This is a genomic window from Pseudofrankia sp. EUN1h (assembly GCF_001854645.1).
GTDB classification, from domain to species: domain Bacteria; phylum Actinomycetota; class Actinomycetes; order Frankiales; family Frankiaceae; genus Pseudofrankia; species Pseudofrankia saprophytica.
The window spans coordinates 21,072-34,563 of sequence record NZ_MBLN01000120.1 but is presented as its reverse complement, the minus strand read 5'-3'; the positions used below and the strand labels follow the sequence as shown (position 1 = coordinate 34,563).

Annotated in this window: 12 protein-coding genes; 7 read left to right on the top strand and 5 right to left on the bottom strand. The window is 71.8% G+C overall.

Translation table 11 applies throughout. The annotated features are described in order from the left end of the window. Positions 1 to 211 precede the first annotated feature (211 nt). Positions 212 to 652: a hypothetical protein gene (locus tag BCD49_RS39545; protein WP_027140868.1), complete on the bottom strand. Its 441-nt coding sequence runs from the start codon at positions 650 to 652 to the stop codon at positions 212 to 214. 291 nt (positions 653 to 943) lie between these two features. Further along, positions 944 to 2,155 carry a pectin acetylesterase-family hydrolase gene (locus BCD49_RS39540; protein WP_198536025.1) on the bottom strand — a complete coding sequence of 404 codons (1,212 nt, stop codon included), beginning with the start codon at positions 2,153 to 2,155 and terminating at the stop codon, positions 944 to 946. A gap of 64 nt (positions 2,156 to 2,219) precedes the next feature. On the opposite strand from BCD49_RS39540, the gene BCD49_RS39535 reads away from it, so the two are divergent. Both BCD49_RS39535 and BCD49_RS39530 read left to right on the top strand, forming a co-directional pair. Then, positions 2,220 to 3,551, top strand: coding sequence for a sensor histidine kinase (locus BCD49_RS39535; protein ID WP_071042537.1), 1,332 nt, complete (start codon positions 2,220 to 2,222; stop codon positions 3,549 to 3,551). Next, entirely contained in the window at positions 3,548 to 4,210 is a 663-nt protein-coding gene (locus BCD49_RS39530; RefSeq protein ID WP_007519153.1) for a response regulator, read from the top strand. Before BCD49_RS39535 ends, BCD49_RS39530 begins: the two co-directional genes overlap by 4 nt. Before the next feature lie 46 nt (positions 4,211 to 4,256). Here BCD49_RS39530 and BCD49_RS39525 read toward each other — a convergent pair whose 3' ends face one another. Continuing rightward, a complete protein-coding gene (locus BCD49_RS39525; protein WP_071042536.1) occupies positions 4,257 to 5,369 on the bottom strand; it encodes an ABC transporter substrate-binding protein in 1,113 nt (370 codons plus the stop codon). Positions 5,370 to 5,486: 117 nt separating this feature from the next. Between BCD49_RS39525 and BCD49_RS39520 the strand changes: the two genes are divergently transcribed. The 5 genes from BCD49_RS39520 to BCD49_RS39500 all read left to right on the top strand — a co-directional run bounded on the left by BCD49_RS39520 (position 5,487) and on the right by BCD49_RS39500 (position 12,060). Then, positions 5,487 to 7,172: an AMP-binding protein gene (locus BCD49_RS39520; protein ID WP_007519151.1), complete on the top strand. Its 1,686-nt coding sequence runs from the start codon at positions 5,487 to 5,489 to the stop codon at positions 7,170 to 7,172. Between the two features lie 44 nt (positions 7,173 to 7,216). Beyond that, entirely contained in the window at positions 7,217 to 8,389 is a 1,173-nt protein-coding gene (locus tag BCD49_RS39515; protein WP_007519150.1) for a thiolase family protein, read from the top strand. Positions 8,390 to 8,534: 145 nt separating this feature from the next. After that, on the top strand, positions 8,535 to 9,320 hold the full coding sequence (locus BCD49_RS39510; protein WP_007519149.1) for an alpha/beta fold hydrolase: 786 nt from the start codon (positions 8,535 to 8,537) through the stop codon (positions 9,318 to 9,320). A gap of 97 nt (positions 9,321 to 9,417) precedes the next feature. After that, positions 9,418 to 10,704, top strand: a complete 1,287-nt coding sequence (locus BCD49_RS39505; RefSeq protein WP_071042535.1) for an acyl-CoA dehydrogenase family protein — start codon at positions 9,418 to 9,420, stop codon at positions 10,702 to 10,704. Between the two features lie 15 nt (positions 10,705 to 10,719). Continuing rightward, entirely contained in the window at positions 10,720 to 12,060 is a 1,341-nt protein-coding gene (locus tag BCD49_RS39500; protein ID WP_007511163.1) for an acyl-CoA dehydrogenase family protein, read from the top strand. A gap of 87 nt (positions 12,061 to 12,147) precedes the next feature. On the opposite strand, the gene BCD49_RS39495 is transcribed toward BCD49_RS39500, so the two are convergent. Together BCD49_RS39495 and BCD49_RS39490 are read right to left on the bottom strand one after the other, a co-directional pair. Next, a complete protein-coding gene (locus tag BCD49_RS39495; RefSeq protein ID WP_007511165.1) occupies positions 12,148 to 12,927 on the bottom strand; it encodes an SDR family oxidoreductase in 780 nt (259 codons plus the stop codon). Between the two features lie 40 nt (positions 12,928 to 12,967). Continuing rightward, positions 12,968 to 13,384: a hypothetical protein gene (locus tag BCD49_RS39490; protein WP_007511167.1), complete on the bottom strand. Its 417-nt coding sequence runs from the start codon at positions 13,382 to 13,384 to the stop codon at positions 12,968 to 12,970. Positions 13,385 to 13,492 lie beyond the last annotated feature (108 nt).

Sequence of the window (13,492 nt, the reverse complement as noted above, 5' to 3'; positions counted from 1 at the left end):
GGGTGCGATGCCGCTTCGGCGTGCCCCACGCATAGGTGACCGGCGTCATGCGGATCTTCTGGCCCGGACCTGAGTAATTTCGGTTCCTCGCTCTGGGGCCGACGATCCCACCGGATCATGAGACCAGTCATGATCCGGTGGGATCGTCGGCGTCGTCCCGCTCGGCGGTCACGAGGTTTTCCCTCAGGACAACGGCTTCATCCAGACGAAGTCACCGGCCTGCCGTGACGTCCAACGGCCGTCCGACGCCGTCCACCCACCCGGTGGCCATGGGCTCGACGGCGGGCACGGACCCGCCGGACTCGCCGGGGTCGCCGGATTCGGCGACCCGCTGGGTGCGGCGGGGTAGGAGAGCCCAACCGGCGAGGAGGCCGGCCGCGAACACGGCCACGGCGATCCAGAAGTTGGCGGTCATGGCGTGCGCGGTGTCCGAGACGACGTGCGTGGGTACCGCGTACGTGTTCTCCCGGGCCAGGATCACCGAACCGATCACGGCCACCCCGAGCGTGCCGCCCAGCTGGTGGACCGTCTGCAGATGCCCGACGCCTGCGGACGCTCGCTCGCGGCGACCTGGCTCAGCGCGTCGGTGTCGATCGGTGAGAAGGTCAGGCGGTGAGAAGACCAGGCCGAGCCCGAGGCCGGTCAGCGCCATGCCGGGGATCTTCGAGGGGTAGGAGATGCCGGGCAGCGCGAGCGTCCACAGGATCGCGCCGACGGTGGCGGTGAATAGGTGTGAGGGGTTGGCGTGACGACACGACGGGTCGTCAACGACTCGTGGCTACGAAACGTGACGGAAAGCAACCCGGGTGGCATCTGATTTGCCGACGTGGGCATATCAGGTCGTGTTTGAGGTTCCGAATCTGCCTCAGAATTGAATGGCCACGCCCGCTGCTCAGGCAGCTTGTGGTATGAAGGTCGGTGGTCGCTCGTCGAGGGCCGTGTCCTACGGAGCGCACTTGTCGCAGTGGACGTCGTCGGGTGGTTCGCTGGTGACCAGTTCCTTGAGCCAGTCGACTAGCCGTATGCCATTCACGCTGATTTCATAGAACTTGTCGAACTCGAAGATTCCGTGGTCGTCGCCGGGTGCGGTGTAGCTGTGCAGGGGTACTCCGGCGGCCTCGATCGCCGCCTCGTTCCGGTCGATCTCGGCGAGCAGGTCTGGTGGATTGCTGGCCATCCATGATGTGACCTCTCGTGCCGCGTGCGGGTCGTAGGCGAAGTCGAAACGGGCCAGCACGAGGTTGGGGTTGTGCCGGCCGGCCTGGATCCAGAGCTGACGGGGGCCCCAGTCGCTGGCGGTGAGCCCGTTGACTGCCCACGTGGGCATGGTGTGGTAGGCGGCCCACCGTGCATCGAGGATGTTGGTGTTGAAATCGGGGTTGTCAGGCCAGGCACCGGACTGTGCGCCGAACACGATGACTCTGGCTTTGGGGAGCCGGTCGGCGACGAGGCCGCCGTAGGTGGGGGCGGCGACCGACCCCGCCGTCTTGCCGATGACCACGACCTGGGTGGCGTTCGGGTAGTGCTCGGTGATGTAGCTGAGGGCCGCCGTGCCATCGACGTAGCCGCGGTGTTCGATGGTCAGCTTCGGCGAGTATTTCCGGGAGACGTTACCCAGAAGCGCGTCGCCGGTGCATGAGCTCACATAGACGAACGAGTAGGTGGCGAAAGGGCTGTCGGTCCGGTTGAAATCGAACATTCCTATTCCGGTATCGGGACCATCGCGCTGGAGGCTGTTGAGGTTGTAGTCGTAGTTATCGTTCTCGCCGTTCTCGCCGTTGGCGTCCGCGAGGGCACACATGATGGCGTCCCAGCAGACGCCGCCGCCGTTAAGGAAGAGCACGACCTTGGTCGGGTCGGCCCGCCGTTCCCAGAAGGCAAACTGGCTGCCGTCGGCGCAGTGGCAATCGCCTGCCGGCACGATCTTTTCCCAGGTCGAGCCGCGGTGGTTGACGTCCGTGGATGCGCTGTCCTTCGGCGCGCTGCTCGTGGCGGCGCCACAACCGGCCAGCCCCAGCATCAGAGCGGCACACAGAAGAAGAGGAGAATTCAGCATGCGGTGATGACGAGGGCGGCCGCCACCACCACGGGAGATGTTGGTCATGCGTGCCAGGATGCGCCGTACCGGAATCGTCTCGGACGTGCCCGTGGTCATGTTCACCACCCTGACCTGCGACGGGTTCCGGGCCGGGATGCCAGGCACTAAGGTGTTGCCCGGTATGGGGATTCACCCGGCCGCCCTCCGTGGCGCCCTTCGCGCACCGAGCCTTCAGGATGCCGGCCTCGCCGCCCTGCTGCTGATCGCCACATGGGCGGTCAAGGGTGTCCGCCCGAGGCCGGCGGTCGGCGGCCTGTTCGCTGACGCGATCTGGCTGCGGGAATCGCCGGCCCGATGGGTCCTGATCGGCGTCTGCGTCGCGGCCGTGGYGGTGCGGCGCCGGTGGCCGGTCGCGGCGCTCGTCGTGGCGTCACTCGCCACCCTGGTACAGATGGTGGTGGCGGCCGGGCCCGTGCCCGCTGACCTGGCCGCCCTGATCGTCCTTTACACGATCGCCGCCGCGCGGCGGCGCAAGCTGTCGCTCGCACTGCTCGGTGCCGCTCTGGCGGTGGCGACGGTGTGGTCGGCGTACGTGGCCCTCGACGGCAAGGCCGATGGCTGGCTCTACGGGCCCGCCGGCCGCGGTGGGCAGGGAGCGATGCCGGTGGCTTCTGGCCCGCCGCGGGAGGCGACCGTCGATCCACCTCGGCGCGGYGGGGAACTTGGCGGGTACGGGCCAACGGACTGGGGCGGGATCCCGGTCCTCGGCTCCCTGCTGGCCGTGGCTTGGGCGATCGGGTGGGGTATCCAGAGCCGCCGCGCCTACGTCGGCGAGCTCACCGCGAGGGCACGGGACCTGGAGCGCGAGCGCGACCAGCAGGCCGCGCTCGCGGTGGCCGCCGAGCGGGCCAGGATCACCCGCGAGCTGCACGACGTGGTGGCACATGGCCTGGCCGTCATCGTGATGCAGGCGCAGGGCGGCGCCGCGGCGTTCGCCAAGCGGCCCGCCGACACCCTCGCCGCGCTGGACACCATCATCACTGCCGGCCGGGCCTCGCTCGCCGACATGCGTCAGGTGCTGTCCTCGGACGGGAAATTCGACGATCCGGCGCGACCGGTGCCGGGCCTGGCGCAGTTGCCCCGCCTCGTGGACCAGGTACGGCGGGCGGGTACCCCGATCCAGTTGCACATCGACGGATCGCCGCGACCGCTGCCCACAAGCGTGGACGTATCGTCGTACCGGATCGTCCAGGAGGCCCTGACCAACACCATGAAGCATGCCGGGCCGGGAGCGTGCGCCCAGGTGGTGGTGTCCTACCGAAGCGACGAGTTGCGGATCGACGCCAGCGACAACGGCACCGGCGAGTCGACCTCCGACCAGACCGGCAACGGCCTGCGGGGCATGCGGGAACGCGCGGTGTTGCTGGGCGGCGAGGTGAAGTCCGGGCCAAGACCGGACGGCGGGTATGTCGTGCAGGCCCGCATCCCCCTCAATCCGGGGGAGTCCGCATGATTCGAGTGCTCCTGGTCGATGACCAGGCCCTGCTCCGCGCCGGGCTGCGGATGATCCTCGAAAACGCCGACGACATGGACGTCGTCGGGGAGGCCGAGGACGGCGTGACGGCCACCGTCCTGGCGATGGAGACGGAACCCGATGTGATCCTGATGGACATTCGCATGCCAGCGGTCGACGGGCTGGAGGCCACCCGCCGCATCCGAGCGGCGGTTCCGGACGGGCCGCGCATCCTGATCCTCACCACCTTCGACCTCGACGAGTACGTGTACGCGGCGCTGCGGGCCGGCGCCAGCGGGTTTCTCCTCAAGGACACCCTCGCCGCCGACCTGCTGTCCGGGATCCGCGCAGTGGCCAAAGGCGATGCCATCGTCGCGCCACCCGTTACCCGGCGGCTCATCGAACGGCACATCGGCACATCCGGGGACCCGCTGCCCCGTACCGAGGCCGAGCTCCGCGTGCTCACCGAGCGGGAGCGAGAGGTGCTCGCACTGGTAGCCCGAGGGTTGTCCAACGCCGAGATCGCTGGGCGTCTCTTCCTCACCGAGGGAACCGTCAAGGGCCATATCAGCCGCATCCTGGCCAAGCTCGGCCTCCGGGACCGCGTGCAGGCCGTGATCTTCTCCTACGAATGTGGCCTGGTCCGTGCCGGCGCGTGACCGGTCGTCACGTGCTCACCCCAGGACCCCAGGTCAGCCGCCGAGCTCACCGAGGCTCGAACCTTGCGACGAGGTGGTKGGACCTGCGGTCGGGCTCGAAGGCGCGGGCGACCAGGTAGCTCGAGCCCATCCACCCGCGGCGGGTCCACTGGCCGAAGGAGATCGTCGTCCCCGGGGCGCCGGAGGCCGCCGGCACGAGCTTCACCCGTTCGAGGGCGTCCCGCACGCCCCGCGGCGACAGCGGTTCGGCGCCCGCGAACGCACGCGCCAGCGCCACGCCGGCGTCGTGGCACAGACCCGGCGCGTAGTACTGAGGCCGGCGGCCGTACGCGGCCTCGAAGCGGTCCAGGAACCGCTGGCCGACCAGGTTCTCCTCGTCGTACTGCTCCAGCCCGACCCAGCCGACGTACGCGTCCCAGATCTCGTCCGAGAAGTACGCGTCCTCGAACGCGGTCCCCATGTACCGCGGCGGGTCCCACCCGGCGGCCGCCAGCGCCTCGTTGATGCGGATCACGCCGTAGCCGAAGCCGAGGTGCACGAGCGCGTCGGGCTTGGACCCGTGGATCGAGCGCACCGCGTCGCCGATGTCCTGGCCGGTCTGCGCGATGGTCTCCTCCGCGAGGATGCGCAGCCCCTGCTCCCGGCAGGCGTCGCGGAAGCTGCGCGCGTACAGCTGGCCGATCACCGAGCGCTCCGCGAGCACCCCCACCGTGCGCGCGCYGGCCTTCGCGGCGAGGTGCGCGAGGATGATCGGCTCGTCGGTCATCGACCCGTTCGGCAGCGCGAACGTCCACTTCCCGAGCCACTGGTCGGCGCCGCAGACGCTGATCGACGGCACCCGGAACCGCCGCTCGATCTCCGGCCGCAGGGCGAGCGTGTTCTCGGAGATGTGCGGGCCGAAGACAGCGAGGCAGCCCTCGTCGACGAGCTCCCCGTAGGCGTCGATCACGGACTTCACGCTGCCGGTCGGTAACCCGTCGGCGTCGCGCTCGACGAGCTCCACCGGCCGGTCGAGCAGACCAGACTCCCGCGCCTCGCGGAAGACCAGTGCCAGCGCGTCGAGAAAGTCCTGCCGGGTGTCGTACGAGCTCCCGGGCGGGATGGTGAAGTCCTGAAGCACCCCGAGCTTGATCGGCTCCGCCTGGTGTCCCACGGCCACGGTTCGTCCCCTGTCTCGTCGACTGCCCCGATGGAAGAACCGGGGCGCATGCTCGCTGGAGGCTGTTATATGTAGATGTATCACCGTGGTGGTGTCGGCGAGGAGGGGACGAGTCGGGTGAGTGACGGCGTCTGGGGGAGTGCCCCGCGGCACACGACCACCGAGCTGCTGGTGCGGCGGATCGAGAAGGAGCCGGACACCGAGTACCTGGACATCGGCGGCACCAGGCTGACGGCCGCCCAGGTCGGCGAGGCGGCGGCACGGCTGGGCGGGGGCCTGCGGGAGCTCGGGGTCGCGCCGGGCGACCGGGTGGCGATGCTGTTGGAGAACTCGCCGGAGATGCTCGTCGCCTGGTGGGCGGCGCAGTGGGCGGGCGCGGTGGCGGTGCCGATCAACACCGCCTACAAGGGCGAGTACCTGCGTCATCAGCTGCGCGACTCGGGCGCGACGGTCCTGGTCGCCGCCGCCGACCTCGCGGACCGCGCCGCGGCCGTGTCCGGTGATCTCGACGAGCTGGCGCACGTGGTGGTCGCCGGTGGCGCGGACGCGTCGGCCTTCCCGGACGCGGCCGACGCGTCGGCGTTCCCGGGGGCGGACGCGCCGGTGTTCCCGGGCACGGCCGGCCATCGGCTCGACGACCTGCTCACGAGCACGCCGCTGGCGGAGCCGGTCGCGCGCCGTCCCTCGGACCTGGCGACATTCATCTACACGGGTGGGACGACGGGGCTGTCGAAGGGCTGCATGCTCAGCCACAACTACCACGAGGCGCTGTCCAGGCAGATCGGGTACAGCTGGGGCCGGACGGCGGACGACGTGATCTGGACGCCGCTGCCGATGTTCCACTACAACGCGCTGGTCACGGCGGTGATCGGCACGCTGGTGTACGGCGGGCGGGCGGCGATCTACCGGCGGTTCTCCGTGTCGAACTTCTGGCCGGAGATGAACCGCACCGGGGCGACGATGACCTCGACGCTCGGGACGATGGCCTACCTGCTGGCGCACGACGTGGACCGGCCGGAGATGCCGCGCTCGGGTGCCTCGGCGGCGAACACGTCGCTACGGCTGATGGGCGCGGCGCCGCTGCCGCCCGAGGTCGACGACGTGATCCGGTCCCGGTTCGGGATCGACACGTTCTCCGGCGCGTACGGGGTGACGGAGGCCAGCCTGATCTCCTGGCAGCCGCCGGGGGTACGCAACAGGCCACGGGCCGCCGGTGTGATCAACACCGAGTACTTCGACGTGCGGATCTTCGACGACGAGGACAACGAGCTGCCCTGGGGCACCGACGGGGAGATCGTGATCCGGCCGAAGCTGCCGCACGTCATGTTCGAGGGGTACTGGGGCCGGCCCGAGGTCACGGTGGAGACCAGCCGGAACTGGTGGTACCACACCGGCGACATCGGGAAGATCGACGAGGGCGGCTACCTCTACTTCGTCGACCGCTTGGCCGACTACCTGCGCCGCCGCGGCGAGAACATCGCGAGCTTCGAGGTCGAGCGGATCCTGATGGGCCACGGCCAGCTCGCCGACGTCGCCGTGCACGCGGTCCCGAGCCAGCTCACCGAGGACGACGTGAAGGTGACCGCGACCCGGGTCGCCGGCTCCACGCTCACCGAGGAGGAGCTGTTCCGGTGGTGCGTCGACGCGCTGCCGTACTTCGTCCTGCCGCGTTACATCGAGTTCCGTGACGAGCTGCCCCGCAGCCCTGTCGGCAGGGTCCTCAAGCGGGAGCTGCGCGCCGAGGGCGTCACCCCGGCGACCTGGGACGTCGAGACCTCCGGCGTCGCCTACGAGAAGCGCTGACCGAACCACGTCCCCCGCACCGCCGTCTCCTGGAGGAGCGCACCGTGACCGACGCCGTCATCGTCTCGACCGCCCGTACGCCCATCGGGCGAGCCCGCAAGGGATCGCTGGTCGGCCTGGACGCGTTCCAGCTCGCCGAGATCGCGGTGCCCGCGGCGCTGGAGCGCAGCGGCGTGCCGGCCCGGGACGTCGACGCCCTGGTGGTCGCCGAGGCCTACCAGGGCGGCGGGGTACTCGCCCGCAACGTCGCCGTGCGGCTCGGCCTGGAGGACCTCGCCGGGATCGCCACCAACCAGCACTGCGCCGGTGGCCTGGCCGCCGTCGCGATCGGCGCCGGCAGCATCAGGGCCGGCATGGACAGGGTCGTCATCGCCGGCGGCGCCGAGAGCCTGACCAACAGCGCGATGACCACCACGAGGCGGGGGCCGGACGGCCAGCCGGTGACGTGGGTGTCCGCGTCGCACCCGGAGACGCCGGACGCCCCGGCCTTCGACATGTCGATCACCGTCGGCGAGAACACCGCCCGCGAGCTGAGCCTGACCCGGCTCGACGTGGACGAGTGGGCCGCCTACAGCCACGCCCAGGCGATCGCCTCGATCGACGGCGGCTACTTCGTCGACCAGATCGTGCCGGTCGAGGTGACGGCGCCGGACGGCACCACCCGGATGTTCGACACCGACGAGTTCCCGCGCCGGGGCACCACCGTCGAGACGCTCGCCCAGCTGCGGCTGCTGCACCCGGAGCTGCCGGACGCGACGGTGACCGCCGGCAACGCCGCGGGCCTGAACGACGCGGCGGCCGCGGTCACGCTGGCCAGCGGCGAGTACGCGGCGGCGCACGGGCTGGCCCCGCTGGCCCGGATCCGGTCATGGGCCTCGGTCGGGATCGCCCCCGCGCTGACCGGGCTCGGCCCGTCGCTGGCGATCCCGAAGGCGCTGGACCGCGCCGGGCTGACGCTCGCCGACATCGACCTGTTCGAGGTCAACGAGGCGTTCTGCTCGGTCCCGGTGGCGACCATCCGCAAGCTCGGCATCTCCCCGGAGATCGTGAACGTGAACGGCAGCGGTGCGAGCCTCGGCCACCCGATCGCCGCCACCGGCGCCCGGATGGTCGTGACCATGGTCCACGAGCTGCGCCGGCGCGGGAGGTCTCTCGGCGTCGTGTCGATGTGCGCGGGCGGCGGCATGGGCGCCGCGATGGTCATCGAGGCCCTCTGAACGAGGCCTGCTGAGTCGCTCGGCCCGCGGCTGGGCGTCCGGTGACTTCGGATCGTCGCTTGACGTCCCCGACCTGGGCGGAAATATTTATATCTATCCAAACCGCGCCGACGGCCACGCCGGCTCACGCTCTCCTGGGGGTCCGGTGCCGTTCGCCGACGTGGGTGACGTCCGGTTGTTCTTCACCGACGAGGGCAGCGGAGACTTACCGCTGCTGCTCGTCCACGGCTACGCCGCCGACTCCCACGACTGGAGCTGGCAGCTGCCGCAGCTGCTCGCCGGCCATCGGGTGATCGCGGTGGACCTGCGCGGCCACGGCCGGTCCAGCGCTCCGCCGAAGGGTTACACGACGACGCAGTTCGCCGCCGACCTGGCCGGGCTGCTCGACCAGCTGGAGATCGACAGGGTGGTCGCCTTCGGGCACTCGATGGGTGGCAGCGTGGTCAGCGCCCTGGCCGTGGACCATCCGGGGAAGGTCGCCGCCGTGGTCGCCGTCGACCCCGCCTACCTGCTGCCGGACGAGGTGGCCGGTGGCATCCAGCCGATGCTGGACCTGCTCGCCGACACGGACCCGGTGCCGTTCGTCCAGCAGCTCGTCGGGGGCATGGAGTCGCCGGCGCGGCATCCGGCCCTGCGTACCTGGCAGGTGCGCCGGATCGCCGGGATGGAAGGCCACGTGCTGAGCCAGGCGCTGGCGGCGCAGGTGACCGGGATGGCGCTGCGTTCGCACAGCGAGCCGTACCTGCGCCGGCGGAGCTGCCCGGTGCTGAGCTTCTACGCCGACCCGTCGCGAGCCGCCGCCGAGCAGGCCGTCTTCGCCGACTCCCGGTCGCGGGTGGTGACCTGGGAGGGCGCGGGTCACTGGCTGCACCAGGAGCGCCCGGCCGAGTTCAACGCGCTCGTCACCACCTGGCTCGCGTCGATCGCCTAGCCAGTCGATCGCCCAGCCATCCGTGACCCCCCTCCGGTCGCCGGGTCGGGCCGGGCCGGGAACGAACGACACGTACGACGCAGGTGAGGAGCCGGCCGTGGACGATTTCCTGACGGACGAGCAGCGGATGCTGGTGGACGCGTCCGCGCGCTTCGTCGAGCGCACCTGCCCGCTCGAGAAGGTCCGGGCGCTGGCCTACGACGATCCCGCCTTCGCCGCCGCCTACCGGCGCCAGGCCGGCGAGCTGGGGTGGTACTCGCTGCTCGTCCCCGACGACCTGGGCGGCGGGAGCGTCTCGGACAACGCCGTCCTGGACGCGGCTCTCGTGGCCTACCACCGGGGCCGCGCGCTGCAGCCCGGCCCGTTCGTCGGGACGAACGTGGTCGCGTACGCGCTCGCGGCCGCGGGCGGCGGCGAGCACACGGCGAAGGTGCTGCCCGCCCTCCTGTCCGGCGAGGCCTCGGCGGCCTGGGCGCTCGCCGCCGCGCCGGTCCCGCCGGTTCCGCCGGCCCCGGCGGGGACGACGGCGGCGCTGTCGCGGCCCGCGCCGGTCGGCCGCCCGGCCGCGGCCGGGGCGGTGTCGGCGACGGAGGCCGCCGATGGCTGGCGGCTGTCCGGGCAGGCGACGTTCGTGGAGGACGCCGGCCCGGGCGGCTGGTATCTCGTCACCGCCGCGGCCGGCGACGGCGCCGGGATCGACGGGTACGACGGCGGCGCGGGGCTCGGGCAGTTCCTGCTGCCCGCGGACGCTCCCGGCCTGCGGGTGGTGCCGCTGGAGTCGCTGGACCTCACCCGCCGGTTCGTCCGCCTGGAGCTCGACGGCGTCGCGGTCGGGTCATCCGGCGAGCTGCGGGCGCCGGCCGGCGGGGTGGCCGCGCTGGTGGCCCGGCAGCTCGCCCTCGCCTGCGTCCTGACCACGGCCGAGTCGGTCGGCGCGATGGACCGCGAGCTGGCGATGACCGTCCAGTACGCGAAGGACCGGATCGCGTTCGGCCGCCCGATCGGCTCGTTCCAGGCCCTGAAACACGCGCTGGCGGACACCAGCCTGGCGCTGGAGATGAGCAAGGCGATCACGACGGCCGCGGCGCGGCGCCTCGGCGAGGCAGGCGGCATGGACGGGCCGGGCGGGCAGGACGCGCCCGCGCCGTCGGAGGGCCCGGCCGGCTCGGACGGGTACGGGCTGGAGGCGGCGAGCATGGCGAAGGCGTTCGTCGGGGACAGCGGCGTCGACCTCGCCCAGAGCTGCTTCCAGGTCTTCGGCGGGATCGGCTTCACCTGGGAGCACGACCAGCATCTGTACCTGCGCCGCCTGACGACGGACGCGGCGTTCTTCGGCGACCCGAGCTGGCATCGGGAGCGCCTGTGCCAGCTGTCCGGGATCTAGGCGGGGGTGCGAGCGATGACGGACGAGGCGGCGGGCGACGTGAGAACGAACGACGTGACGGGCGGCGCGGGGACGGGCGGCGCGGGCACGGGTGCGGTGGGGACTGGTGGCGTGATCGGGCTCGACGAGTTCCGGGCCGAGGTGCGGGCGTGGCTGGCCGCGAACCTGCGGCGGCGGCCGGTGGGGGTTCAGGACGGCGGTGAGGCGCGCACCGACGGGCAGGTCGCCGCCGCCAGGCCGCTGCAGCGCAAGCTGTTCGACGCCGGGTACGCGGGCATCTCGTTCCCGCGGGAGTACGGCGGCCGAGGGCTCGGCGCCGAGCACGAGCGGGTGTTCCGGGAGGAGTCGCGGGACTTCGTCACCCCGCACTTCGGCGGCGCGGGCCACGTCACGTTCACCGCGATCGCCCGGTCGATGCTCGCGCACGCGTCGCCGGAGTTCCTGAGCCGGCACATCCCGCCGATCCTGGCGGGGGAGCGGTTGTGGTGCCAGTTCTACTCCGAGCCCGAGGCCGGTTCCGACCTGGCCGGCATCCGGACCACGGCGCGCCGCGAGGGCGACCGGTGGGTGCTGAACGGGTCGAAGATCTGGAGCACGGGCGCGCACCAGGCCGACTACGCGATGTGCCTGGCGCGCACGGACTGGGACGTGCCGAAGCACCGCGGCCTGACCTGGTTCGCCGTCCCCACCGACGCCACGGGCGTCACGGTGCGCCCGATCCGGCAGATCAACGGGGCGTCCGGGTTCTGCGAGGCCTTCCTCGACGACGTCGTCGTGTCCGACGAGGACGTCATCGGCGAGATCAACCAGGGCTGGTCGGTAGCGCAGACCATGCTGGTCCACGAGCGCGGCGCCGGGAGCTTCGGCCCGGCCCGGGCGGAGCCCCGCGACCTGGCCCCCGACCTCGTCGAGCTCGCCCGCCGCGCCGGCCGGATCGAGGACCCGGTCGCCCGGCAGGCCATCGCGCGTGCCCACATCAACGACTTCGCCCAATATCATCTCGGCCTGCGGATCGGCGCCCAGCTGCGCGGCTCGGCGGCGCCCCAGCCGGCGGTGGCCGCGTACGGCAAGCTGGCCGCCGGCGTCCTGTCCCCGATCCGGGCGCGGATCACGGTCGAGGTCGGCGGGGCGGAGGCGCTGCTGTGGCCGCAGGGCGCGGACGAGTCGGCGACGGCGCCCGCGACCACCTACCTGAACGGCCGGATGGTCTCCATCGCCGCCGGCACGAACGAGGTGCAGCGCAACGGCATCGGCGAGCGGGTCCTGGGGCTGCCCCGGGAGCCGAGCTTCGACGCGCGCAAGCCGTTCCGGGACGTCGTGCGGGACGCCCGCACCTGGGACGGCCGGATCGGCTGAAGGCTTGCCGTTCCGGTGGGCCACGCCGGGGTCCACCGGAACGGCGAGGTCAGGACCGCGGGCTGACCGGCGGGCTGGCGCCCACGGTCAGGTCGTCCACTGACCGCCGTTGACGCTCAGGTGCTGCCCGGTGACGGCGGCGGCCAGGTCCGAGCACAGGAACAGCACGGCGCCGGCGCACTCGTCGGGTGTCGGTATGTGCCGCAGCGGCAGCGTGGCGCCCCGCCGGTCGAGCCATTCCTCGACGGTGATGCCCTCGGCCGCCGACTGGTGCTCGGCCGCGTGCAGGATGTTGTCGCCGAGCACGCCGCCGAGGAACACGCCGTTGACCCGGACGCCCCACTGCCCGGCCTCGACCGCCAGGGTGCGGGCRACGGCGGCGAGCGCCGCCTTGGAAGCGGTGTAGGCCCCGAGGCTGGGCGGGTTCGACAGCACCGCGCCGGTGTTCACCAGGACGATCGCTCCGCCGCCGCGCGCGCGGATCGCCGGGAGCGTGGCCTGGACGAGGTACAGGGTCCCGTAGAGGTTGACGTCGAAGACCGTCCGCCAGCTCTCGGGGTCGGCGTCGGCGACGGAGGCCCAGTCACCCTCGTGGTGGGCGTTCTGGACCAGGAAGTCGACGCCGCCGAAGCGTTCCACCGCGGCCTCGACGAGGGCGGTGCAGGAGGGCCGGTCGGTGATGTCGGTCGGCACCACCAGCGGTTCGCGGCCGGCCTGGCGTATCTCGTCGGCCACCGCCTCGAGGCGGGCGCGCTGCCGGGCGGCGAGGACGACGTCGACGCCGCGGCGGGCGAAACCCAGCGCGATGCTGCGGCCCATGCCCGGGCCGATGCCAGTGACGATCGCGACCTGGTTGTCCTCGAACATCGATCCTCCGTATCACCCGCTCGGCGACCGGCCCGGTCGGTCAGTCGGGCAGGTTCGTCGCGAGCAGGGTCACCGCCATGCCGCACACCGGCTCGAGGTCGGCCTCGTCGATGACCGCGTCACCCGTTTCCCGGTGCTGCTGGTAGCGGACCTGGGCGCCGTGCCGGGCGGCGATCGAGATCGGGCCTTCGATGTCGGCCGTGCGGACGACCACCGAGTAGACGGTCTCCCCGCGCTCCTCGAGGAACGCCCAGAAGCGGGCCGTCTCCGTGCCCACCGGCTCGGTGGGCGAGATGATCTCGATGCCGGCCGACCAGTCGAGCAGGACCCGGATCCCCTCCTCGGCCAGCGGCATCTCCTGGAAGGTCATCCCAAGACCGCGCCAGAAGTCGGCTGCCCGTTCATGGTTCTCGGGCCGGACGCAGTAGACGACATGGTGGAGTTTGACGCTCGTCACACCAGAATCATATAGACCTATAGGTGGTCCGTGTCGAGGCGTCGCGGACGGGTTCCGACTCGCGGACGGCGGGCCAGGGCGCCGGTGGCGGAGTGCGCGCGGGCGCGT